This is a genomic window from Vibrio sp. SG41-7 (assembly GCF_014164465.1).
Taxonomy (GTDB): Bacteria; Pseudomonadota; Gammaproteobacteria; order Enterobacterales; family Vibrionaceae; genus Vibrio; species Vibrio splendidus.
In genome coordinates this window covers 1-23446 of the sequence record NZ_JACJFF010000026.1, presented here as the reverse complement: position 1 = coordinate 23446, position 23446 = coordinate 1, and the positions used below count along the sequence as shown (strand labels likewise).

Annotated in this window: 23 protein-coding genes; all 23 read right to left on the bottom strand. The window is 45.6% G+C overall.

Annotated elements, in window-relative coordinates:
- Window positions 1–23: 23 nt before the first annotated feature.
- The 23 genes from flhB to H5300_RS09350 all read right to left on the bottom strand — a co-directional run bounded on the left by flhB (window position 24) and on the right by H5300_RS09350 (window position 22653).
- Window positions 24–1154, bottom strand: coding sequence for a flagellar biosynthesis protein FlhB (flhB, locus tag H5300_RS09460; protein ID WP_182795841.1), 1131 nt, complete (start codon window positions 1152–1154; stop codon window positions 24–26).
- 9 nt (window positions 1155–1163) lie between these two features.
- Window positions 1164–1946 carry a flagellar biosynthetic protein FliR gene (gene fliR, locus H5300_RS09455; RefSeq protein ID WP_182795840.1) on the bottom strand — a complete coding sequence of 261 codons (783 nt, stop codon included), beginning with the start codon at window positions 1944–1946 and terminating at the stop codon, window positions 1164–1166.
- 6 nt (window positions 1947–1952) lie between these two features.
- Window positions 1953–2222: a flagellar biosynthesis protein FliQ gene (gene fliQ, locus H5300_RS09450; RefSeq protein ID WP_004736211.1), complete on the bottom strand. Its 270-nt coding sequence runs from the start codon at window positions 2220–2222 to the stop codon at window positions 1953–1955.
- Window positions 2223–2233: 11 nt separating this feature from the next.
- Window positions 2234–3163, bottom strand: coding sequence for a flagellar type III secretion system pore protein FliP (fliP, locus tag H5300_RS09445; RefSeq protein ID WP_017076815.1), 930 nt, complete (start codon window positions 3161–3163; stop codon window positions 2234–2236).
- Window positions 3150–3566 carry a flagellar biosynthetic protein FliO gene (gene fliO / locus H5300_RS09440; protein WP_017091071.1) on the bottom strand — a complete coding sequence of 139 codons (417 nt, stop codon included), beginning with the start codon at window positions 3564–3566 and terminating at the stop codon, window positions 3150–3152. Before fliO ends, fliP begins: the two co-directional genes overlap by 14 nt.
- Window positions 3566–3976, bottom strand: a complete 411-nt coding sequence (gene fliN / locus H5300_RS09435) for a flagellar motor switch protein FliN (RefSeq protein WP_004736208.1) — start codon at window positions 3974–3976, stop codon at window positions 3566–3568. The genes fliO and fliN overlap by 1 nt, the downstream gene beginning before the upstream one ends.
- A gap of 29 nt (window positions 3977–4005) precedes the next feature.
- A complete protein-coding gene (gene fliM, locus H5300_RS09430; protein WP_017087925.1) occupies window positions 4006–5049 on the bottom strand; it encodes a flagellar motor switch protein FliM in 1044 nt (347 codons plus the stop codon).
- 7 nt (window positions 5050–5056) lie between these two features.
- The gene (gene fliL, locus H5300_RS09425) at window positions 5057–5545 is read right to left on the bottom strand and encodes a flagellar basal body-associated protein FliL (RefSeq protein ID WP_182795839.1); all 489 of its coding nucleotides are present in this window, start codon (window positions 5543–5545) and stop codon (window positions 5057–5059) included.
- A gap of 53 nt (window positions 5546–5598) precedes the next feature.
- Window positions 5599–7728 carry a flagellar hook-length control protein FliK gene (locus H5300_RS09420; RefSeq protein ID WP_182795838.1) on the bottom strand — a complete coding sequence of 710 codons (2130 nt, stop codon included), beginning with the start codon at window positions 7726–7728 and terminating at the stop codon, window positions 5599–5601.
- A gap of 182 nt (window positions 7729–7910) precedes the next feature.
- On the bottom strand, window positions 7911–8348 hold the full coding sequence (gene fliJ / locus H5300_RS09415) for a flagellar export protein FliJ (RefSeq protein WP_004736204.1): 438 nt from the start codon (window positions 8346–8348) through the stop codon (window positions 7911–7913).
- Window positions 8349–8367: 19 nt separating this feature from the next.
- Window positions 8368–9687, bottom strand: a complete 1320-nt coding sequence (gene fliI / locus H5300_RS09410) for a flagellar protein export ATPase FliI (protein ID WP_010439337.1) — start codon at window positions 9685–9687, stop codon at window positions 8368–8370.
- Complete coding sequence (gene fliH / locus H5300_RS09405) at window positions 9687–10487, bottom strand: flagellar assembly protein FliH (RefSeq protein WP_182795837.1); 801 nt, start codon at window positions 10485–10487, stop codon at window positions 9687–9689. The genes fliI and fliH overlap by 1 nt, the downstream gene beginning before the upstream one ends.
- A gap of 125 nt (window positions 10488–10612) precedes the next feature.
- Window positions 10613–11674 (bottom strand): flagellar motor switch protein FliG, encoded by a 1062-nt coding sequence (gene fliG / locus H5300_RS09400; protein WP_004736200.1) that lies wholly within the window; start codon window positions 11672–11674, stop codon window positions 10613–10615.
- Window positions 11667–13409: a flagellar basal-body MS-ring/collar protein FliF gene (fliF, locus tag H5300_RS09395; protein ID WP_017091069.1), complete on the bottom strand. Its 1743-nt coding sequence runs from the start codon at window positions 13407–13409 to the stop codon at window positions 11667–11669. The genes fliG and fliF overlap by 8 nt, the downstream gene beginning before the upstream one ends.
- 16 nt (window positions 13410–13425) lie before the next feature.
- On the bottom strand, window positions 13426–13737 hold the full coding sequence (fliE, locus tag H5300_RS09390) for a flagellar hook-basal body complex protein FliE (RefSeq protein ID WP_004736198.1): 312 nt from the start codon (window positions 13735–13737) through the stop codon (window positions 13426–13428).
- A 132-nt stretch (window positions 13738–13869) separates the two neighbouring features.
- Complete coding sequence (locus tag H5300_RS09385) at window positions 13870–15279, bottom strand: sigma-54 dependent transcriptional regulator (RefSeq protein WP_182795836.1); 1410 nt, start codon at window positions 15277–15279, stop codon at window positions 13870–13872.
- A gap of 33 nt (window positions 15280–15312) precedes the next feature.
- Window positions 15313–16353: a PAS domain-containing sensor histidine kinase gene (locus tag H5300_RS09380; protein WP_017076823.1), complete on the bottom strand. Its 1041-nt coding sequence runs from the start codon at window positions 16351–16353 to the stop codon at window positions 15313–15315.
- 185 nt (window positions 16354–16538) lie between these two features.
- The gene (locus tag H5300_RS09375; protein ID WP_182795835.1) at window positions 16539–18005 is read right to left on the bottom strand and encodes a sigma-54 dependent transcriptional regulator; all 1467 of its coding nucleotides are present in this window, start codon (window positions 18003–18005) and stop codon (window positions 16539–16541) included.
- A gap of 228 nt (window positions 18006–18233) precedes the next feature.
- Entirely contained in the window at window positions 18234–18644 is a 411-nt protein-coding gene (fliS, locus tag H5300_RS09370) for a flagellar export chaperone FliS (protein WP_004736194.1), read from the bottom strand.
- Between the two features lie 12 nt (window positions 18645–18656).
- Window positions 18657–18962, bottom strand: a complete 306-nt coding sequence (locus tag H5300_RS09365) for a flagellar protein FliT (RefSeq protein ID WP_017060688.1) — start codon at window positions 18960–18962, stop codon at window positions 18657–18659.
- 3 nt (window positions 18963–18965) lie between these two features.
- Entirely contained in the window at window positions 18966–20993 is a 2028-nt protein-coding gene (gene fliD, locus H5300_RS09360) for a flagellar filament capping protein FliD (RefSeq protein WP_182795834.1), read from the bottom strand.
- Window positions 20994–21015: 22 nt separating this feature from the next.
- Complete coding sequence (gene flaG, locus H5300_RS09355) at window positions 21016–21441, bottom strand: flagellar protein FlaG (RefSeq protein WP_182795833.1); 426 nt, start codon at window positions 21439–21441, stop codon at window positions 21016–21018.
- Between the two features lie 81 nt (window positions 21442–21522).
- Complete coding sequence (locus tag H5300_RS09350; RefSeq protein ID WP_182795832.1) at window positions 21523–22653, bottom strand: flagellin; 1131 nt, start codon at window positions 22651–22653, stop codon at window positions 21523–21525.
- Between the last annotated feature and the right edge of the window lie 793 nt (window positions 22654–23446).

Genomic DNA, 23446 nt, shown 5'->3' with positions numbered 1-23446 from the left:
CAAGCTGAGCTCAAGCAATTGATCTAATGTCGTAAATCAGGTGGGATCGGCATATTAGAATCTTGCAGTTTTGGCCTCTCTCCACCTTTTTTTCGGTATTGCTTAAGCTGGAAAACATATGCAAGCACTTGTGCAACTGCCGAAAACAGACCGTCAGGAATTTGTTGTTCTAGCTCTGTGGTGTGATAAAGCGCCCTAGCCAATGGCGGTGCTGGAATAATATAGATGTCATTTTCTCGTGCAATTTCACGGATCTTCATCGCCATGTGATCGACACCTTTAGCAACCACAATTGGTGCCTTATCTTGATTCTGCTTATAGCGAAGCGCCACTGAAAAGTGCTCAGGGTTGGTCACAATCACATCCGCTTGAGGTACGTCAGCCATCATTCGACGTTGAGCGGCTTCTCGTTGCAGCATACGAATACGACCTTTCACTTCGGGCTTACCCTCAGTGTCTTTGAATTCGTCTTTGACTTCTTGCTTGGTCATCTTCAGCTGATCAGCGTGTTGCCAGATCTGGAATGGGATATCAATGGCGACCACGATGAGTAGAGAACAACTGATCAATAGGATAAAGTTGAGCAAAATATCTAAGGCATGGAATATATTCTGTGGATACACATCCATACTCAACTGCATCAAATCATGTTGAGAAGCTTGAATCAGGTAAATGGCCATGCCCGATACCAAAGCCACTTTCAAGATAGATTTCAGCAGTTCAACCCAGCTTTGTAAGCCAAACATACGCTTGATACCACTCAAAGGGTTGAGCTTAGATGCTTTTGGCATAGCCGCTTGCATTGAGAAATTGACCCCACCAACACCCGCAGCGCCAATCACAGCAGCAACGAACAAAGTGATGAGAATCAAGAACAGTGGAAACAACAAGTTTACTAATGCGCCACCCGCTATTTCCAGTAGCTTGTTAGTATCAAAAATCTCGTCACGACTGAGTGAAAACAGGCGTTGCATGGCCTCGAACAAAGCCTTCGCCATCGATTCGCCAAACCACATTAAAGAAATCGCACCGACTATCAATACCGATGCTGACGCCAGCTCTTTTGACCTTGCAACCTGCCCTTTCTCTTTGGCCTGTTGCAAGCGTTTGGGCGTGGCGTCTTCTGTGCGTTCTTGACCGTCTGACTCTGCCATTTCAGTCTCCTAGCAATCTAACCGGATTAGACGACATATCTGTTGCTCGCCTTGTATCCAAAATAGCTCATAGTGGCTAAACAAGCCGCCAAGGATGTACCAACAAAGTAACAGACCCACGAGTAGCGCAAATGCAAAACCCAAAGAAAATATGTTTAGCTGAGGTGCCGCACGTGTCATTACACCAAATGAAAGGTTAATCGTCAGCAGCGCAATAATACCCGATAACGACATCGCTAATGCTGTTTTGAACATGATTCCAAGCCACAATGCCAGCTCTCTAAAATCGACGGCGGTTAAAGACCCACTGCCAATCGGCAAAGTTTTAAAGCTGAACACCACCAGTTGCAACATTTTCAAGTGACCATCGGTCGCCAAGAAAAACATGGTCGCCAACAGCATGAACAGTTGGCCAAGTACTGGCGTATTTTGACCGTTCGCAGGATCGATCATAGAGGCAAAACCCAAACTCGATTGCATACCTAAAATCTGACCGAGCATAACAAAAGTTTGAATCAAAAACTGAGTAACAAACCCCATGGCAACACCAATCACGATTTGTTCAAATACCGTCAAGAATCCTTGGAAGGACAGCAGCTCAACCTCTTTAGGAACAGCAGGAATTGCGGGCATCACAGCAAAGGTGATCGCCAAACCTAAATACAGACGGATACGCGGCGACACAAAGCGTGCCCCTGTTACCGTCATCACCATCAGCATGGCTGAGATGCGAGTGTATGGCCAAAAATAATTGGCTAACCACTCTAGTACAAGGCTCGTTGGGTATTCCATATCGATTTAATACAGAACTTGCGGTAAGCGTTCGATGAGTTCGAAAAAAAACTCCATCATCATCTGAGTCATCCAGTGAGCAAACATCATCAACGCCAATAACGTCACGATCAAACGCGGTAGGAAACTCAATGTTTGTTCGTTGATAGACGTCGCAGCTTGGAAAACCGCTACGACTAAACCAATCAATAGGCTAGGAATAATAATGGCACATACCATTATCAGTACCATCCAAAGTGCATCTCGGAACAACTCTACGAATATTTCAGGATTCATTATTCCCCCAGCTACAAGGCAAAACTGCCGGCGAGAGTGGAGAGTATCAAGTTCCAACCATCAACAAGGACGAACAACATCAACTTAAATGGTAACGATACAATCATCGGTGACAACATCATCATACCCATAGCCATCAATACCGAGGCGACCACCAAGTCGATGATTAAGAAAGGTAAGAACAGCATAAAGCCGATTTGGAAAGCCGTTTTCAACTCCGACGTGATAAACGCTGGAATCAAAACTGCCATGGAAACATCTTCAGGGTTAGTCACTTCCGCACCCGAGATCTCAACAAAGGTTTCTAGATCTTTGATTCGGGTTTGTTTGAGCATGAAAGACTTAATCGGGCCTTGGGCAACGTCGAACGCCTGTCGTGCCGATATTTGTTCATTGAGATAAGGCTGAACCGCTTGCTCATTCACTTGATTGATCACTGGTGACATGATGAAAAAGGTCAAAAATATCGCGATACCAATAATCACTTGGTTTGAAGGCGTTTGTTGGAGACCCATAGCCTGACGCAAAATCGACATCACCACCACAATACGGGTGAACGACGTCATCAAAATTACCATTGCCGGCAAGAAGCCAAGCATGGTCATTAAGGCCAATATCTGTAAATTGATCGAGTAGTCTTCACCGCCATTGGCGTTGGTGGTCATGGTAAAGGCAGGAATGCCACCACCATTACCCGTTAAACTACCAGTGGTCATGGTTTGTGATTTGGCTTGGTCTTGTTCCATCGTGCTGATGGTAACCGACTCTGAGCCTGCTGTATTCGCTGGAATGACGGTGCCATCTTCTGCCTGTGCAAATACCGACACACTGAACACGAAAGAACAGAGGAGGATGAGCTGAACCAACAACGCTTTTACCGCTCGAAAAGATCCGATTTGGCAAAGGTAAGATGAGGTGAAAAGTCCGTTACTTGTTTGCATCTTTTTTAATTAGCTGGGAAAGCTGACTTGAAAATGTACTTTTTTCCAGCATCTCCTGAGTAAGAGGTTTATCGAGCTTAGAGATCAGCTGAATCGACTGTGTGGTAATGCCGACTAAGAACTGTTCATCACCTGCTTGCACAATCGCAATGCGTTCTTTAGTACCAACAGGAATTTGCCTAACAATAGCCAAACCTTGTTGATTCGACATCGCAGGCACTTGCATTCGCTTGAGTAACCAAGCAATAAATAAGATGAAGGCGATAACGAAAATTAGCGACCCAAAAGTGGTCGCTAAATCAAGAGAAGGAGGCGCGGCAAAAGCAATAGAAGGCGTAGACAACAGCCCTATTCCCAATGTTCCGCGAGACGAACCCACCAATCTTTTTGGCGAAAAGCGCATTAACGTAGCTTCTTAATTCGTTCTGTTTGGCTAATTACGTCAGTCAAACGAATACCAAATTTGTCGTTCACCACAACCACTTCTCCGTGAGCAATCAGAGTCCCGTTAACCATCACGTCGAGTGACTCACCAGCAATTCTATCGAGCTCTACAACCGAACCTTGGTTCAATTGAAGTAAGTTACGGATACTGATCTGAGAACGGCCAACTTCCATCGAGATAGTCACTGGGATATCCATGATGGTATCCAGTTTACGACGCTCATCTTCAGAAATCGGAGACGACGAATCAGTTAGCTCATCAAGTGGCGCCGCAAGCACATCATCAACATCAATTGACGGTGCTAAAGGGTCTTCACCAAGTGCTGCAGCCCATTCGTCTGCTAGCTTTTGATCTTCACTAGGTTCCATTACCAATTCCTATACTTTTATCTATTTTGCTATTCGTCATCATCGCTGTTTTCGAGCTCAGACATTAGGTCTTTGCCTAGAAAAGCGAGATCAGTTTTGACCACACTTGGTCTTCGAATTTTTTCCGAAATCTGTACCGCGAGTTTTTCACCCGCACGCCCCATTTTCACACGATACGTTGGTAGTTCTTCAACAAACATCGTCGCGTGTTCAGGCATGTTCATGGGAATGACATCTCCTGGGCGCAGCTCCATCAAATCACGTAGAGAAATATCTTGCTCTAACAAGTTCACACGAAAGTTAACGGGTACATCCATGATTTCATCACGCAATGCCGAACTCCAACGAACGTCAGTTTCCATTTTGTCTGATTGAACACCAGCGTCCAACAATTCACGAATCGGCTCAACCATGGAATAAGGCATCACGACGTGGAAGTCACCGCCACCGCCATCCACTTCAATGTGGAATGAACTCACAACAATCACTTCTGTTGGGCTCACAATGTTCGCCATACTTGGGTTCACTTCAGAATCCAAGTATTCAAACTCAACCCCCATTACTGGAGACCAAGCTTCTTTGTAATCTTCAAAAACAATTTTCAGCAGTAACTGAATAATTCGTCTTTCTGTTGGCGTGAATTCACGGCCTTCAATCTTGGCGTGGAAACGGCCGTCACCACCGAAAAAGTTTTCTACAAGAATAAATACAAGGCGTGCTTCCATAGTGATCAGCGCCGTGCCTTTCAACGGGCGGAAACGAACCATGTTTAAACTGGTGGGTACATACAATGTGTTTTGGTACTCACCAAACTTCATCATTTGTACGCCATTGATCGACACTTCAGCCGTTTTGCGCAACATGTTAAACAAACTGATACGCAAATGACGTGCAAAGCGCTCGTTAATAAGTTCAAGGGTCGGCATTCGACCACGAACAATTCGATCTTGTGAAGAGAAGTCGAAATTAACCGCACTGTCGTTATCAGCTTCTACGCTATCTTCAACTTCTTCAACATCATCTACGCCATGTAATAGCGCGTCAATTTCGTCTTGGCTTAATAAATCGGTCACAAATTACCTACTGAATCACAAAATCAGTGAATAGCACTTTTTCAATAACAGGCTGGCCAACAGCTTGAGTCAGGCTTGCTTTGATATCTTCCGTTGCCTTGTTACGCAGTTCAACTCGCCCAGTGGGTGAACGCAATTGATCGACCGTTGCCGAGGCGAACGTCGCCAAGAGCGTACTTTCCACGAGTGGAGAGTGGTAACGAGCCAGGTCTTCATTCTTACTGCCCCGAACCATCATCTGTGCTTTTATTTGAACTAGGCGATCTTTTTTATCCCCGGTCACATTGAACAAAAAAGGCTGAGGGATATTAACATACATAACTGGCTCTGCAGCGACCACAGCAGTGGCTGGCTGAGACGGAGATTCAGAGGCGCTATCATCGGAGCCTAAGAAAAAGAGCAGCGCACCACCTACACCAAGCAGTAACACGACTACGGCAATAGTGATGATAAGGAGCTTGCTCTTCCCTTTAGGTGCATCTTGTTCTTCTGCCATACTTTACTCTAACTTCCTGTTCTTTCTATTAACCAAGCGTTCTTAGCCTGATATTAGGCATAATAACTAATTCCATCACGCTTTGATGCGACATTCAATTCAAGATTGCTGCCACTATCAAGGTTTTCATCACCTTGGCCATCATTTGTGCGGTTAGCGCCGGATTGTTGCTCACCATTGTTGTATCTATCCTGCCCCTGACCAGAGCTCTGTTGCTGAACTGACGAATCGGCTAGTTGTAGACCTTGTTGAGCAAGCATCTCCCTCAGGCGAGGTAAGGTTTGTTCAATCACATCTCTTGCCTGTTGATTACTAACCGTAAAGTGCACATTTGCCACGTCATTATTCATGGTCATGCGAATTTTCATCTGACCCAATTCTGGTGGGTCGAGACGGATGTCCAAGTTCTTGAGGTTCTTAGACATCATCATTTGGACTTTTTCCGCGACCTGTTCATTGGCTAGCTCTTTAGTTAGCTGTAAAGGCGCTTGTTGAGCTGCTTGAATTTCAGCTCGCGTAGGTGCTGAACCAACCGTTGCTGTTCCTTGTACGCCAGCCGCAGACGCGATCTGCTGGGCAAAGGTCGAGTCTTTAGAATCTTCTTTAGCACCCGCTTTACCCAAACCAGACAATGCAGCTGCACCAGCGCCCGCTTTAAGAAGCGCATCAGTCGAGCCTGCTTTTGTGGCCGCTGGCGTTGCATTCATCGCTAGGCTTTGTGCCGTTAAGCTAGGATCTAAGGCCGCTTGCTGCTGCATTGGAGCTGCATTCCCCTGTTGTAATTGCTGAGCCGCTGTCTGTTGAGCCGCATGCGCATTATTGGCGTGCAGCATTGCCGCCTTATCCGTAAGAGCATTATTTGCTGATTGAGAAGCGACCTGCGCTGATACTTGTTGTGCAGCCGTCGCTACTGCCGCTGTTGATGCCACCGCGGCTAAGGCTTTGGCTTCATTTGAATCAGTATTGTCCCAATCAATAGCGGCGGGTTCACCGGGAGTGCTGTTCACGTTCGGAGCTTGGCTTAGTAAAGCCGTTGCTTGCTGTTGAACATTGGTTAGCTGTTGATTCAAGACTTCTAAGTTAGAGGTTGCTTGAGCCAACGCAGCTTGCTCATCGACCGTCAACTTAGTGCCACTTTGTTGCTTTTGAACCAGACCATCAACAACAGACTGTTCTGATTCGATTTGTCCATTCAATTGGTTTAACGCTTTGATATGGGTATCAACCTGTTTTGCAAGTTCCATATCCGCTGCTGAGAGTGCTTGACTCTGATCGGCAGCAACCACACTAGCCGCGTTCTTTTGGCGCAACTCTCGGCTCATACTCGCTTCAATTTGTTCTGGGGTGACGCCTTTATCCATCAACTGTCGAATTTCAGCATCAGTCAGCTGTGAAACACCCTTACCTCCGGTAAGTGCGGCAATTTCAGAATCGACCTCAAGACTGTTTTCTTGGTTTGCTGTATTGGTTTGTTGTACCGATTTACCCACCGTGTCGGTCGCAAGAACGCCCACAGCAGTTGCACCTACAATCTTGCCTTGAGCTTCATCGGCCTTCACTTGCTGAGGCAAGCCTTTGCCGTTGTCAGGCTGATTCAGTGTTTTGTTTGCCTCGTCCAACTGACCAAGCAATTTATTGCCTTCACTCATCGCTGCACTAGCTTGAGATGCCCCCTGAGCATTCAGCTCTGCGGATTGTGAATCAGAATAACTATTGACCAGAGCTTTCTGGGACTGGTCACCTTTGGGCTGAGCCGCAGCCAAGGTATCGTCATCAGACGGTTTCGACGAGGCTTTATCGCTCGACTGTGAATTTAGTTCAGACGTCTGTTCAGTAGCTGCGTTGCTAGTAGCCGTATTTTCAACATCCGTCGCTACTTTAGCCTGCTTGGTTTGAGCTTCGCTAGCCTCATCAGCGATCTTAGACTCAGTTGAATCACCTTTAGTCTTTTCAGCTGATACTTCGTCTTCCGCAGAGGTCTGTTTTTCGTCTAATTTTGAGGCGTCATCAGTGTCTTTTACTGCCGCTTTGCTGTCACTTTCTTCAAAGCCTAGCGCTTCTTTAAAAGACTCTAAGAAACCTTTAGAGTCGCCGGTCTCTTCTACCTTCGAAGAGGCAGAACCGGTATCCAACAACGATGACGTTTTGTTGGTCGCTGAATTTGAGGAAAGACTAACATTCATATATACAAGCTCTATCTACTAGCTTTGCTGCCATAAATCGGACAACAAAAAGAAAGTCGGGTGCTTTTCATGCCTTTGCTGGGCATAACGCGCAATTTTATATAAAACGCAGCAAGAAACATGCCTATTAGTTCTGTTCTCACAATCTGAACGGCAACACCTTCGTCATTCAGGGCTTAGGATCACATCTTCTTTCGGCCATACATCAGGGTCGAGAACTCATCCATTTGCTTTTGTTCTCTTTGATCTTGCAGCTTTGCCTTCTCTTTCTGTTTTTTCTCCATCAACCACTCGTAGGATTTACGCTTTTTACGTAGCTCCATCCAGTAGTTTTGGCAGTTGTCGACTTGGTTTTTAAAATGGTGCTCCGCTTCTCTCTGTTTAGATAATGTTTCATCTAGTTGAGTTAAGAAACGGTTCAAGTGACCATACTGACTCGCTGTGAGTCCAGCTTTTCCGCGGTCAATAAGTTGCTGACAGTAATCAAGTCGGTACTTTTCAATCTGAGCGACCTGCTCATAGTAGCCTTGAAGCTCTGAATTCGCTTTGCTGAGCGCCAATACGGCTTGGTTCTCTTGGTCCTTGGCTTGATCGAGCAAAAATTCTAATGCGTTATCCATGACTAACCTTATTCATTCGTTAGCCACCCAATACATGTTTCAACATGTTGACACACATGTCATAGGGAACCGTTTCTTTCATTTTTTGCTGTAAGTACTCGTCCAACCTCGGTTTCAAGGTGAAGGCACTATCAATGGCAGGGTCAGTCCCCGGTTTGTAAGCACCAATCGATACCAAATCTTGGTTTTTACGACAGATAGACAGTACTTGGCGCACCGCTTTCGACATCAATACATGTTCTTCGGTGGTGATTTGCGGCATAACACGACTGACGGATTTCTCAACATCAATCGCAGGATAATGTCCGGCATCGGCCATCTCACGCGATAAAACAATGTGACCATCAAGAATCGCTCGTGACGCATCGGCAATCGGGTCTTGTAAGTCATCACCTTCAGTTAAAACGGTAAAGAAAGCCGTGATAGAACCTTGTTCATCGTTGCCGTTACCCGCACGTTCCACCAGCGCAGGAAGCTTGGCGAATACTGATGGCGGATAACCTTTGGTTGCTGGCGGCTCACCCACAGACAGAGCAATTTCACGCTGAGCCTGAGCAAAACGGGTCAATGAATCCATTAATAAAAGAACATCTAAACCTTGGTCGCGGAAGTACTCAGCTACAGCCAGTGCAGTTTGACAACCTTTCAATCGCATCAGTGGCGATGAATCCGCAGGAGCAGCGACCACCACAGATCGTTTGCGTCCATCTTCGCCAAGAATCTCTTCAATAAATTCTTTAACTTCTCGTCCACGCTCACCGATTAGACCTACCACCACCACTTGCGCGGTCGTGCCTCGAGTCATCATCCCTAGCGTGACCGACTTACCGACACCGGAACCAGCAAACAGACCAATACGCTGACCTTTACCTACCGTCAGCAAGCCGTTTATGGCCTTCAAGCCAACATCGAGCGGTTCAGATATAGGTTTTCGAGCTAAAGGGTTGATTGGCTCAGCGTTAAATGAAGCGCGTTGTTCGGTATAGATTGGACCTAGCCCATCAAGTGGATTACCCACCCCGTCGATCACTCGGCCAAGTAATTCCATTCCGACAGGGATACCGCTTTCAGTGGTCACGGGGGTCACACGAGCGCCAGGTAATATCCCAGTGATTTGTTCACTCGGCATCAAAAATAAGTTATCGCCAGAGAAACCGACGACTTCGGCCTCCATCTGACCAGACATGGTTTCTACTAAACACAGGCTGCCGATGGGTGCTTTACAACCGGTCGCTTCAAGCGTTAAGCCAACAACGCGTACTAACTTACCAGAGGCTATTGGTCGCGATTTTAGCCCTTCGACTTTGTATTGGCTAAGACGATTTGCTAATTCAAGCATTACTCATGACCCTGATGACGGTTTGCGCCACAGAAGTTTTGAATGACGTTTTTCACACGGTCTTCCATGCGGTAGTTAACGCTCGACTCACCCGCTTCGATTTGTACGTCCCCACGGTTGAGTGCGGGCTCTGCAACTAACGTCCAATTGCGGCAATCCAATTCAGTTTCGCCATACGCAGAACGAATAATCGCGACGTCTTCGGGATTAAGCTTCAATGTGATCGCATGACCTGAGATCGGTAACGACTCGACCGACTCTTTGACGGTATCTAATATGATTTGTGGGTTGGTTTGCACTTCAACATGAACCACTTCTTTGACCATGGTCAGTACCATGTCCACCAATTGCTTCTCTACCTGAGCGTTCATCAGCTCTAAAGGTTGAGCAAACTGGTTGGCTAGCCCCATAAAGATGGCAACTTGCTGCTGAATGTACTCTTGACCAGCAGTCACGCCTTCAAGCTTGCCGGCTTGGTTGCCTTCTTCGTGGCCTGCAGCAAACCCTTCTTCTTTCCCTTTTTCGTAACCCTGTTTAAAGCCAGCTTCTTGGCCTTGATGAAGCCCTTCCTGATAAGCACCTTGCCTAATCAGTTCGATTTGCTCTTCAGTCAGAACAAGCTCTTCGTCTTCAATGGCTTCTTCAACCGTCGGCATCCAACTAGGATCGTAATTAAAGGCCGTTTCTTTGGCTTGTTTATTCACATCAGAGGTGTAGTCAGGCAACCCCCATTTCTGAGGTTGGGCAACCGTATTATCTTCTTCAGGGCGAAGGAAGCCGCGTTTTCTATCACCTGACATATCAGTACCTATCTATGAATGCGTCCAGCTGCATTGTAAATTCAAGCCGTTGAACGGAGTTAATCTTGGGTTCGAGATTGGATAAAGAAAAGCCCCAACAGTGTGGGGCTCTTGAGGTTTCTGTATTAAAGGAACTCGTCGGCGCCACCAGACAGCATAATCTCGCCACTGTCTGCCATCTTCCTCGCAATACCTAATATCTCTTTTTGAGCCGCTTCCACGTCGGAGACTTTTACTGGCGGCATCGCCTCAATGTCGTCTCTCATCATATCGGCAGCACGTTTAGACATGTTCTTGAAGATCTTCTCACGTAGACCGTCATCAGCACCTTTAAGCGCTTTCTGTAGAACGTCTTGTGGAACATCACGCAGCAGTCGTTGAACACCTTGGTCATCAACTTCAATAAGGTTTTCAAAGACAAACATAAGATCTTGAATCTGCGTTGCCATATCTTCATCTTGATCACGGATTTGATCCATCAAGACGCCTTCCACATTATTGTCCATGTAGTTCATGATCTCAGCCGCAGCTTTCAGGCCACCAATTTTGGCAGCTTGAGCACCCGCTTGACCCGCAAACTGTTTCTCCATGATTTCATTCAATTCAGCAAGAGCCGAAGGTTGAACTTCTTCAAGGTTAGCGATACGCATCATCAGATCCAGACGAACTCTTTCTGGGAATTGAGACAAAATCTCAGCCGACTGATCAGAATCGAGGTACGACAATACAATGGTTTGAATCTGAGGGTGCTCGTTGATGATGATACTCGCCACCTGACGAGGATCCATCCACTTAAGTGAGTCCAAACCTTTCGAGCCAGTACCAAGAAGGATTTGGTCAACAAGGTTATTCGCCTTGTCTTCACCCAAGGCAGCAACCAGTGCATTACGCATGAAGTCTTCACTGCCCATACCAATGTTGGTGTACTTCTGAATATCATCTAAGAAAGCACGGTGAACCGCTCCCACTTTTTCTTGGGATAGATCAGTCGCTCGCGCCATTGCACTACCCACACGCTGAACCTGTTTTGGCTCTAGGTGACGAATAATACCAGCAGCATCTTCTTCATTTAAACTTAGCAACAAGATCGCAGCGCGTTCGTCGCCTGAGATAGAATCGATATCCACGCTAGAGACATCAAGCACTTCACCGCCTTCCGTTTGTTGTGGAACTATTTCGTTAGCCATCTACCATCCAATTCTTAACTACTTGAGCTGCTAGCTCTGGTTCATTCGCTACAAGTGCACGTACTGCTTTCAGCACGTCTTCGTCTTTATGAAGGTTAGGTAAGTCGATGCTTGAACCAAATTCAAACAGCTCGCCACCTTCAATATCACCACCAATTAAGCTGGTTTCGCCGTCGGCGCCAATTGGCATGCCATCAGGGCCGTACATTTGATCATCATCGTCAGCTGCTGGGTTAAGCAGTTTCTTCATTGCAGGGCGAACAAGTACCAATACCACGACGATAATAACCAACGCGCTCGCAAACCAACGTACCCAATCATTGAAGTTTGGATGCTCCCAAATTGGCACATCAGCGACAACATCCGTCACTTGTGGTGCGAACTGCATGCTTAACACATTGAGTAAATCGCCACGATTTTCATCAAAGCCGACAGTACCAATCAGTACCTGACGAATCGCATTAATTTCGCTGGCAGGGATTGGCGTATGAACCACTTCGCCCGTATCAGGGTTCAGTGATTGACGGTCTTTGATCGCTACCGATACCGTCTGTCGGTTAACCGTGCCACTCTGTTTACGTTCATGGCTGATGGTTGTGTCTAGCTCAAAGTTTCGGGTCGCCTCTTTGTGAACCGAGCCTTGCCCCGTCATCGAACCGTCTTTCATCTGAGCGACATCTTGGGGAATTGAAGCATCTGCAGGGGGCTGGTTACTCAAAGCGCCAGGAATACCCGCCACAGTGTTGCCGTTGTTATAATCTTCTAACGTGTATTCACTTCGAGTCGCTGGCGTATTCGGGTCAAACCGTTTTCTTGTTTGCTCCACAGCACTAAAATCGAGTTGAATATCAACCTGAGCGGTATAGTTACCAAACCCAAGAATAGGAATTAGGATAGAGTCAATTTTTTCACGCAGTGCTTGCTCTTGATTACGCTCTAACTCATGTTCTTTACGACGCGCAGCTGACATCGGGTCTTGAGAACCTGAGTTCAACAGTCGGCCATGCTGGTCGGTCACCGTGATACGCGAGGTTTTCATTCCCGGAACGGCACTTGCCACCATGTCGACAACAGAATCAACTTCTTGCTGCTTGAGGTTAGTGCCCGTTTTCAGAGTCAGGAATACGGAAGCTGAGGCTTCTTGATTGTGACGAACAAAGACACTCTGCTTTGGCAAGGCCAATAAAACCTGAGCCTTACGTACCTGTTTCATCTGCTCAATGGCTTTCGCAAGCTGTCTTTCACGACTTAATTTAAGGCGCTCTTGCTCGACACGTTGTGATACACCAAAACCCATGTCTTGCATGAGGATGTCATCACCTGCGTTTCGCTCTTGATTCAAACCCGCTCGTACCATATTAAGCTTTAATGAGTTGTACTCACTAGCCGGTACCGAGATAGTGTTACCTTCAAGAGTGTATTCGATCTTTTGTAGATCCAAGTAATCAAGTACGGGAATCAACTCTTCTGTTTCATAAGCCCCTAATGGACGCATTTCTGGCTCTTTCACCCAGAAAAACAGCATCACAATCAGCGCTACACAGATAGAAATAGATAGGACTAAGACGACCTGACGAAGTAAATCGAGATCACCAACGGCCATATCGAACTTAGAGGAACTGCGTTCACCTAGATCGGGATTTTGCCCTTCTCCGTCAAGCTCCGAACCTGCAATGAGTGCATGGTCATTGCTGTCGCTTACGGTTAAATCTGTTGTTTGACTATTATCTGCCACTATTTAATTACCCAACTTATACCGGCATATTCATCAGCTCTTTGTACGATTCGACCAATCTATTTCTAATTTGGATCGTCGCCTCAAAAGCCACACTAGATTTATTACGAGCAATCATCACGTCCGATAGAGACACGCTTTGGTCACCACTATCAAAACGAGCTTGAAGATCACCTGAGGTCTTTTGTAATGAGTTCACGTTATTAATGGCCTGCGTCAGCATATTGCCAAAATCTGCACCGACCGCTTGCCCCGTTGCAGCAGGACGCGCGCTAGCAGCTTCAACCATCATTGCCTGCATTTCGCCTTGTAAACCATCTATTCTCATCTACTACCTCAGGAGTCAAAATTATGACCATCTATTTAGCTGTATTATTGACAGAGCAATTAGCGTGCCACACATTAAATTGACTAGACATCGTATTACACTAGTCAGAAAGCTGACACTACTAATCTATCCTCAGTTTGGGATATCTATTCCAGCATCGCGCATTTTCGCCAACTTATAACGCAATGTGCGAGGGCTAATGCCCAACTTTTCTGCCATTTCTTTGCGTCGGCCATTACAAGCGATCAGCGTCTCAAGAATAATCGCATACTCTTGATCTCGAAGCTCATTTCCAAGCCCTTCGCTGGCAGCCGAGACTTTACCAATAGGGTTCGCTTCAGCAATCGGCTTGATATCTGGCGCTACAACACTGTTGCCTTCAACAATTTGCTGTAGGCCACTTGCGTCTTGCCAATCGACACCTTCAAGCAAGATGTGCTCACCTGAAATATTTTCTTGCTCACTCAGAATTAGAGCGCGCTGCACGACATTATCCAGTTCACGCACATTACCCGGCCACGGATAATTGACGAGCTTACTGAGGGCTTGCTCGGACAGAACAGGAACGGGCATACCAAGTTTGGTGCAATGGCGCTCAACCAAGTGCTTCGCAAGCGGCTCAATATCGCCTTTACGTTCACACAGTGCTGGCCAAGTAATTGGAAATACATTCAGGCGGTAGTATAAATCTTCACGGAAATTCCCTTCAGAAACATACTGCTTTAGGTCGCGGTTACTGGTTGCCAGAACACGAACATCCAGCTTGATACTCTTACGGCTACCAAGACGTTCAACTTCGCGCTCTTGCAACACGCGCAGTAGTTTCGCTTGTAGGCTAAGATCCATTTCACTGATCTCATCCAACAAAATAGTACCGCCTTGAGCTTGCTCAAATTTACCAGGACAAGCTTGAATAGCACCAGTAAACGCGCCTTTATCGTAGCCAAACAGTGTTGCTTCCAACATGTTATCTGGAATCGCGGCGCAGTTAATCGCAACAAACGGACCGTCTTTACGGCTCGAAGCGTTGTGAATATAGCGAGACATGACCTCTTTACCAGAACCACTTGGCCCCAACACCATGACGTTAGCATCGGTTTTAGCCACCTTATCAGCCAACATCATTAGTTTGATGCTTTTCTCATCGGCAACGATGGCATCGCCATTATCATCCGATTTTACGGGAGCGTAACGGCTCACCATATTAAGCAGCACTTCAGGCGCAAATGGCTTTGCCATATAGTCTATAGCGCCCTCTTTCATTGCGGCAACGGCGTCTTCAATGTTGGCATACGCTGTCATCAACAATACTGGTAGATTTGGCCAATGCTGCTTGATATTTCTTAACAGTGCTAAGCCACCCATACCTGCCATCTGCACATCAGAGACAACAATATCAACTGAGTTCGATTTCAATTTTACCAGAGCATCTTCCGCACAATCCGCTTCCAGCCATTCATAGCCAGCAAGCGCGAGAGTGTCGACAAGGGCTTCGCGTAGACCTTCATCATCTTCGACGATTAACACTTTACTTTGAGCCATAGGATTCTCCAGTGTAAATTCAGTTAAAACTTATTAGTCTTCAGAAGAAGCGCTTCTTTCCAGCGGTAGACACATAGTAAAGCACGCGCCGTCCCCTTCTTCTGATATCAATTCCAGTCGACCTTCATGTGCTCGACAGACCATTTGTACAACGGCTAAACCTAGACCTGTACCTTGCGAACGAGTGGTAAAGAAGGGTTCCATAATTTTACCTTGAAGCTCTTTCGGTACGCCGGGGCCACTGTCTTGCACTGATATCTTAAGTTCACCGTTTACGGGCCTAAAAAAAACATCAATCTGCGATTCTTTACCCGCAATTTGCACTGCGTTCAAAACTAGGTTGCTCAGAGCAGAAGCTATAGCATTAGCATTGCCAAACATCTGAGTCTCTTCACCCTCAACTTCCTGGCAATAATCAATCTGGTTCGATTTTAATGCCGCTTCCACCATTGGGTGAAATTCAGTGATCAGTTCAGCGACGGTAAATGGCTTCACAACCTTGTTGTCGCCACCTTTGGCAAACAACAGCATGTCATTCACTTGCTTCTCTAAGTCATGGAGCCTATCCATAAGCTTAGATTGAAAGCGCGTTTTTGTTGCTGGCGGCAGGTTCGGCGCGGCAAGGTTGGATGCATACAGCATCGCACTAGAGAGTGGCGTACGAACCTGATGTGCCAACGAGGCCACCATTCTGCCTAACGACGACAAGCGCTGAAGATCACTCACGCGAGACTGTAGAAGACGAGTTTCTGTCAGGTCGGTAATCAAGATAAGTTGACCCGTGGTAGAAGCTGAAATAGCCAAACGTACCTTACGCCCATTTTTCAGTGAGATCTCATGTCCATCATCGTCTTTAGGGTCAAAGGCACTTTGAATCACCGAAAACCACTTCTCGCCCACCAGTTCCACACCTAAAATTCGGTGCGCTTCTGGGTTCGCTTCCCTTACTTCACCATGAGTATCTAACAAGATGACACCTGCTGGCATCACATCAAGCACTTGCTTATAGCGCTCAACCTGCTGTTCAACTGAATCTAGGTGTGACTGATTTTCTGATTCGTTAGATCCGTGCATGTCAAAAATTTGCCTCAAATACTAAAACAGCCTGACACGTAAAACACGCGTCAGGCTATTTGCTATATTTATCACATAGTTAAGCAAGCAACAACTCGACTATGCCCTCTCTATTCTCTCAACCAAAACGATGCTTTAACTCAACACCCGTCTTAATTTGATATCGCTGAACACGAATTTGAGCTCTATCGCTGTAGATTATACTTACGCATTTTTTCAACCAGAGTGGTTCTGCGCATTCCAAGCATGTCTGCAGCACGGGCAACAATTCCACCCTGCGCTTCCAAAGCTTGGTTAATCATGTTCACTTCCATATCCGCCAACAGCTCTTTCAAATTAACACCTTCTGGTGGTAACTCTTGAGGCGCATTGGCGTTATCGGCAAGATCATCTTGCTGATCAAAGCTGAAATCTTCTGAGAACAAATCAGAAAGTGCATCACGTTCTTGCTCTTCTTCCGACACAAAGCGATTAAATTCAGGCTGGAACTCTGGGATGTCACTGTATCTATATTTAGTGGGTAGATGATTCACATCAACCAAGCTATTCGGATACAGGATAACCATTCGCTCAACGAGGTTCGCTAGCTCACGAACGTTACCTGGCCAGTAGTGCTCCATCAAAGAATTGATAGCACGAGCCGTGAAGCAGATAGGCATACTGCCTTCCGCTTCCATTCGAGTCATTAGTTCTTGAAGCAACAGTGGAATATCTTCTTTACGATCTTGAAGCGCCGGCATTTCAATCGGGAATACATTCAAGCGGTAATAAAGATCTTCACGGAACGAGTCATCGTCGATCATGTCTTCAAGATTGCGGTGTGTTGCTGCAATCACACGAACGTCAGCTTTTATGGTGCTGTTGCCACCTACGCGTTCAAAACAGCGCTCTTGCAGTACACGCAACAACTTAACTTGCATTGCCATTGGCATATCGCCAATTTCATCAAGAAACAGTGTGCCACCTTCAGCCAATTCAAAGCGACCTTTTCGTGCGGTAATCGCACCAGTAAATGCGCCCTTCTCATGACCAAACAACTCACTTTCGAGTAAGTCTGGTGGAATAGCACCACAATTCACAGGCACAAAAGGCCCAGAACGGCGCTTAGAGTGGTAATGAATGTTACGCGCTACGACTTCTTTGCCTGTGCCTGACTCACCAAGAATCAGCACGTTTGCTTCCGTAGAAGAAACTTGTTCAATTAAATGACGTACTTCTTGAATGCCAGCACTTTGGCCTACTAGGCTGCGAAACAGTGTGTTCTTACGTGCTGAAGACACAACTTGAACACCTTTGCGGCCTAAGAAGTCTTTACAGTGTCTTAATGCATCACTTAATTGCGGGTAGTTAAGAGGAAGTTCAAGCTCACCAACATAGTTAGTCAACTCGTCAACCGGGTGATTGTTTTTGCCAATCACCAGTAAAGGGATGTGATTGGCGTGAACAAGCTTCTCATTCAGTAATGCATTGAAGCCTTTACCTTTAATGGTACCAATAATGCAGCCGGCCCACTGTAGTGACCAGTCAACTTTACGTGCTTGTTCAGAGCTGATTACTTCGCAGCTCTCTCCTACAAACTCTAATATTGTGCTTAAATTGTGACGATCTTGAGCGTTATCGTCGACGACAAGCAGTTTTGCCAAACCTTGCATAAGTAGGAATTATTGCCTTTATTTTGGTGCGATGCGGAAAAACGGTGAGCGACGTAGTCTATAAAACAGTGAAAAGTATCAATGATTATGGTCTACGTGGACAAATTTAGGAAATCAGCAACGAAAAAAGCCATTAGGCTATCTAATGGCTTCTATTTTATTTGATTAAAAAAATAAGGCAACCAACCAATTAAGGGATATGAGATTGGTTAAAACTGCAATTTTTCTTTAAATACCTACGTCAGCGGACGTCAAGTTGTGATATTCGTTCGGAATTTGGTCCCAAGCGCTCTTAATTTCACGAATAATATCGATAACATCATCAATAGGTTGTGGGTCATTTTTGTGATTTGCCGCAGAAATTTGCGTGATCATGAACTCATAAAGTTGATCTAGGTTTTTTGCAATATCGCCGCCATCGTCCATAGATAGGCAACTACGTAGGCTAATAATGATATCTAGAGCCTTACCAAGTCGCTCACCTTTCACCGGGATGTTGCCTGCTTGCATTGCCGCTTTGCCTTGAATCAAACGCTCTATAGCACCAGCCATTAGCATTTGTACAATCTTATGCGGTGAGGCAGCCGTTAGCTGACTATCCACTGATACCTTTTTATATGCCTGTAAAGAACCGCGCATAGTAAACCTCTTCTATAAAAACTTTTTGTATTGTTGAACTGATTTAGCGCCGTGACGGTATTTGTGTAAGGTCTTACCTACTCGACTCGTCTCAGACTGCATCAATTCGACTAATTTTCTGGTTCTGGTAATGGCTTCGAACCATTCAGAACTTTGCTTAACGTCGGGATGTGAGTCGATTATTTGAAGCACGTTTTGCAATAACTGTTCTCTGTTATCGACAAGCTGCGTTATTTCTTCAGCATTAATTTCACTAAATTCAAGTTTAGAGATAATTAATTGATCGAGTTCACAAAGCTCTTGTAGCTGGCTATTCATCTACTAGCCCAACGCATTCATCATACTGCCCAGCTGAGATTGCATCTTACTGGTCGCATCTTGCATAGCCGTGAACTTAGAGTGTGTACGGTTCTCAAGGCTATCCATACGGCGATCAAGGGCGCTCTGGTCATCAACCAAACGGTAGTTTTGCTCGACTAAGCTCTTTTCTCGAGTACGAATTGAGCCCGTGATACCTGTGATACCTTGAATCGCATCTTCCACTTTTTTGGCGAAACCGTTGTTACCGCCAAAGAACTCACCTAACTTATCAAAGTTATTGTTGAGTTGACGGTCAAGCATGTCGTAGTTGATTTCTAGCGAACCTTGCCTTGTGGTCGTGATACCAAATTCAGTCAAAGACTTGAGGTTGTCAGGCGCACCTTCGATACTTGATGAAAATACCCCTTTCAATCGAGAATCGGCGTTACGAACCGTACTGTCTCCAGAAAGCGGCCCTTTTTGACCGGTCGTTGGATCAACACCGGCCAAGCTCTTAGACACCTGGTAAAACTGATTGTAAGAGTTAACGAAGGCTTCAATGTCTTGACGTACACTATTGCGGTCGTACTCCACACCAATTTCTGCCGGTGGCTTATCTTTTGGCGTTTTTCCCTTCACCGTAATATCAATACCTTCAACGGCATCTTCAATCACATTGTTATTACTAGAGAGTTGAGCAACACCATCTAGGACGACCATAGAATCTTGGCCAGCCTGAACTTCAGTCATACCGCTATAGGTATCAAAAGATTGTTGTGCCTGTGCGAGGTCAGCTTGCACTTTATCGACTTTCTCTAAAAGCTCACGCTCTTCGGGTTCTAATTTCGCACGCTCAATTTTTTTGGCTTGTTCCGCGGTCAATTCGCCTTTTTGAACTTTCTCAGCCAAATCGGCTTTTTCTTGTGAAATTTTATCTTCGATTCGCGCTTGTTCAGCTTCCAGCTTTTGCTGAGCTTCTTTCGGTGTCACGTAGGAATCGGTCAGAGTACCCGAGGCAGCATTTGACCACCCCGGCACGTCAGGCGCCTTCTCTATCGCTTTTTCATCAAGCTCAAGTTCTGGTGTGTAGTAAGAATCTAAAAGAGTTCCTGAGGCTGTCTCAGTCCAACCTGGGATATTGTCTTCGGGCATCACAGACTTTGACGCTTTAGCTGCGTCTAGGGCAGCTTGACCATCTGCTGCAGCTTGCTCGCCGTAGCTAAGACTTTGAGAGTCTCCGTCAACATCTGAGGCAGAATCGGTTTGGGTTGCTGGGATAACATTTCCGTCTTTATCGAGTGTTTCATTCACATTTGGGTCATCGCTAGCGATCACTTCATCGATGAGTTCGACGGCTTTTCCTGCGGGGGTTAGAGCTAGAATATCTTGAGCAGCAACGCGCGCTTTCTCTAGCGCTTTAACACGTTCTTCAAGCGTTTTGTATTCGAGTTTTTTTAAGGGATTAGCAGCATCTGACTCAACATTAATGCTGATTTGCTGATCTGAACCAGACTGGTTCGAGGCAATAACAAGTCTTGGACCTTCGACATCGTTGATAATAGATGCACGAACGCCTGGGTTGCTATCTGCACCGTTGATACCACGAACAACGTCGATAAGTCGCGATCTGTCGCCAACTTGCACATCAAAGCTGTCATCACCAAGCGAAACCTGCAGCTTACCTGGGCCAAATTTCATGTCCTCTGACAGTACATCAGAAGCCACTTTATGGCTTTGGGCAAGCTGCAACACATCGATGGCATATTTGCCAGCGATCGCTTCGGTAGTCGCGGTTGCAGAGACGAGACCTTCATCGGTACTTTCGACTGTTCGCACAGCAAAAGCTTTTTCCTGACGAAAGTTTGTCATCAGGTTTTTCATCGAATCAAGGGATTCTCTGAGTCTTCCATAGGCACTAATGCTGGTATCGATTCGCGTTCGTTCATTGTCGATTCGTTGCTGTTTAGGTACACGCTCCGAATCAACAATTTTGCTGACCATGGAATTGATATCCATGCCAGACGAAATCCCCATTGGGCCAAAACTCATTAAATCACCTCAATAATACGACTTAAACCTTCACCTCAAATAATCGACTATTCGAGTTTTGGGCTGCTAGGCGTCTTAGAATTTCAAGCATTTCTTCATCAGGGATCTGGCGAATAATATCACCGGTTGTGGTTTCATAAATGGTAACCACATCTCTCCCAGATTCTTCATCGACCTTAAACGCCACACCTTTATTGAGAGAGGAGATAAACTCGTTTACCTTCTCTACCATTTTGACTCGCTCTTCATCATTTAACTCTTGTCTATGTTGAGCTAATTGAATCGCCGCTTCGGTAGCTTCCTCTTTCGATTTCTCTACCTTGTCATAAGATGTTGCTTCTTTTAGTCGCGAAATACTCGACGCACTACTACCTTCATCGCTTGCAATTTTAATGCCATTAGGTGAGCCATAAGGCTGGATGTTCGATGCGTTGGATGATATTTCCATAACACTCTCCCTCCCTCCTTTATGAGCCAAACAGTAAAACTCTACCCAGAGTAGAGTTTACCGCTACTTACCGAGGTAAGTTTAGCCCAATAAGCTTAGAGCTGCTGATGGTGACTGTTTTGCTTGAGCTAGGATAGAAGTACTCGCCTGTTGTAGGATTTGAGACTTAGTCATAGCTGTTGTTTCTTTCGCGTAATCGGTATCTTTGATACGGCTCTTAGACGCATTAACGTTTTCGTTGATGTTGTCTAAGTTACTGATTGCGTGGTCAAAACGGTTTTGGAAAGCACCTAGAGAAGCACGTTGGCTATCAACAGATTTTAGAGCACCGTCAATGATAGATACTGCTTCGTTTGCACCTGCAACAGAAGTTACGTCAATATCGTTAACGGTAACGTCTTTACCAGCACCGATACCTAGTTCGCCCGCAAGGCTACCGCCGAATTCAACATCACCTTCAACTTTTTGGCTTGAAGCGAAAAGTTGCAGTTTACCGCCTTCACCCACAGACGCTTTAACGTCTTGGCTTTGACCATTGATGTAAGTTGCTAGCTCTTCGATATCGTTGCCTTCTTTCGCAGAAATAGACAACTCTTGAGCTTCACCAAACTTATCGTTGTACTTAATCGTTAGATCAGCACCAGCACCTACACGCCAAGAAGCATCTTTGCCTTCTTCTACGCCGTAGCTCTTACCGCCCATTTCTTGAGTATCGGTGCGCATGTTCCCCATAGAAAGCATTACCGCCTCACCAGAATCTGCACCGATTTGGAAAGATTGACTACCGTAAGTTCCGTTAAGAAGCCTGTTACCACCAAAAGAAGTTGTTTCAGCAATACGGTTAAGTTCTTTGTTCAGAGCAGAGACTTCTTCTTGGATCGCAACACGTTCAGATTTGCTGTTTGAACCATTTGAAGATTGAAGAGAAAGGTCACGCATACGTTGCAGAATGTTGGTTGACTCATTCATTGCACCTTCCGCTGTCTGTGCAATAGAGATACCATCATTCGCGTTTTTCACAGCCATATCTAGGCCACGGCTTTGCGACGTTAAGCGGTTAGAGATTTGTAAGCCTGCAGCATCATCTTTTGCGCTATTGATTTTATAGCCAGAAGACAAACGCTCCATTGATTTTTGAGTACCTTCAGCCGCGCTATTCAGGTAGCGCTGAGCCGTCATTGCAGACACATTAGTGTTTACATTAATCGCCATAGTTGATCTCCTTTAGGCATTTTTTAATGCACTTATGTGACTCTCACCTCACACAAATACATGTCAATTTGTTTATGCACCAGTGTCTCTCTCACCTTACATTGGTACATATCATTTCTCTCAATCCCTTTAACGGCCCCTTAATTAGAAGCTTTAATAAAAAATGCGATTTTTTTCGTATTCTTTTCAACAACAAAGAAAAGTGTGATCAGGCTTCAATTAATAGGTCATCATTCGCTAAAGTTTCGTATCCTCGCTCATTTATAAGTGTCGCCTTGCACATAAAAACCAAAGCAGATCCCTGATATCTCGTTCTACTCGATTCTGGGATGACGGTTAATTCCCCTAACCGACTTACAGATAGCTCTTCATTTCTGACCGTGGTAAACAAAAACTAAAGAAATCACTTCCTCGAAAAACTAGATTCCTGATATCTCATTCTGCTCAGTTCTGGGATGACGGTTAATTCCCTCACCGACTTATGGTCCACTCTTCATTCCTTACAGTGGTAGATAAGAACGAAACAAACTCCTTCCTCAAAAAACTAGATTCCTGATACCTCGTTCTACTCGGTTCTGGAATGACGATTGAAAACTATTGTTTGAATCTGAGTAATTATTTACTCGATCTAACCTTGCCAAAGCAGCGATACAGTCTCCACAACCCAACCCCGTCATATATGGACCCACCCAGTTTGCAAGTAATTTTACACGTTTGGTAATAGAGTCATTGCCTTCATATATTCGGCCTATTTATTGAGCACATTATTATTGTGTTCATGGCCCTGATGTAA

Excerpts from the sequence above, each read along its gene's own strand:
- flhB (WP_182795841.1), bottom strand. The coding sequence starts at position 1,154 with ATGGCAGAGTCAGACGGTCAAGAACGCACAGAAGACGCCACGCCCAAA.
- fliR (WP_182795840.1), bottom strand. The coding sequence starts at position 1,946 with ATGGAATACCCAACGAGCCTTGTACTAGAGTGGTTAGCCAATTATTTT.
- fliQ (WP_004736211.1), bottom strand. The coding sequence starts at position 2,222 with ATGAATCCTGAAATATTCGTAGAGTTGTTCCGAGATGCACTTTGGATG.
- fliP (WP_017076815.1), bottom strand. The coding sequence starts at position 3,163 with ATGCAAACAAGTAACGGACTTTTCACCTCATCTTACCTTTGCCAAATC.
- fliO (WP_017091071.1), bottom strand. The coding sequence starts at position 3,566 with ATGCGCTTTTCGCCAAAAAGATTGGTGGGTTCGTCTCGCGGAACATTG.
- fliN (WP_004736208.1), bottom strand. The coding sequence starts at position 3,976 with ATGGAACCTAGTGAAGATCAAAAGCTAGCAGACGAATGGGCTGCAGCA.
- fliL (WP_182795839.1), bottom strand. The coding sequence starts at position 5,545 with ATGGCAGAAGAACAAGATGCACCTAAAGGGAAGAGCAAGCTCCTTATC.
- H5300_RS09420 (WP_182795838.1), bottom strand. The coding sequence starts at position 7,728 with ATGAATGTTAGTCTTTCCTCAAATTCAGCGACCAACAAAACGTCATCG.
- fliJ (WP_004736204.1), bottom strand. The coding sequence starts at position 8,348 with ATGGATAACGCATTAGAATTTTTGCTCGATCAAGCCAAGGACCAAGAG.
- fliI (WP_010439337.1), bottom strand. The coding sequence starts at position 9,687 with ATGCTTGAATTAGCAAATCGTCTTAGCCAATACAAAGTCGAAGGGCTA.
- fliH (WP_182795837.1), bottom strand. The coding sequence starts at position 10,487 with ATGTCAGGTGATAGAAAACGCGGCTTCCTTCGCCCTGAAGAAGATAAT.
- fliG (WP_004736200.1), bottom strand. The coding sequence starts at position 11,674 with ATGGCTAACGAAATAGTTCCACAACAAACGGAAGGCGGTGAAGTGCTT.
- fliE (WP_004736198.1), bottom strand. The coding sequence starts at position 13,737 with ATGAGAATAGATGGTTTACAAGGCGAAATGCAGGCAATGATGGTTGAA.
- H5300_RS09385 (WP_182795836.1), bottom strand. The coding sequence starts at position 15,279 with ATGGCTCAAAGTAAAGTGTTAATCGTCGAAGATGATGAAGGTCTACGC.
- H5300_RS09380 (WP_017076823.1), bottom strand. The coding sequence starts at position 16,353 with ATGCACGGATCTAACGAATCAGAAAATCAGTCACACCTAGATTCAGTT.
- H5300_RS09375 (WP_182795835.1), bottom strand. The coding sequence starts at position 18,005 with ATGCAAGGTTTGGCAAAACTGCTTGTCGTCGACGATAACGCTCAAGAT.
- fliS (WP_004736194.1), bottom strand. The coding sequence starts at position 18,644 with ATGCGCGGTTCTTTACAGGCATATAAAAAGGTATCAGTGGATAGTCAG.
- H5300_RS09365 (WP_017060688.1), bottom strand. The coding sequence starts at position 18,962 with ATGAATAGCCAGCTACAAGAGCTTTGTGAACTCGATCAATTAATTATC.
- fliD (WP_182795834.1), bottom strand. The coding sequence starts at position 20,993 with ATGAGTTTTGGCCCAATGGGGATTTCGTCTGGCATGGATATCAATTCC.
- flaG (WP_182795833.1), bottom strand. The coding sequence starts at position 21,441 with ATGGAAATATCATCCAACGCATCGAACATCCAGCCTTATGGCTCACCT.
- H5300_RS09350 (WP_182795832.1), bottom strand. The coding sequence starts at position 22,653 with ATGGCGATTAATGTAAACACTAATGTGTCTGCAATGACGGCTCAGCGC.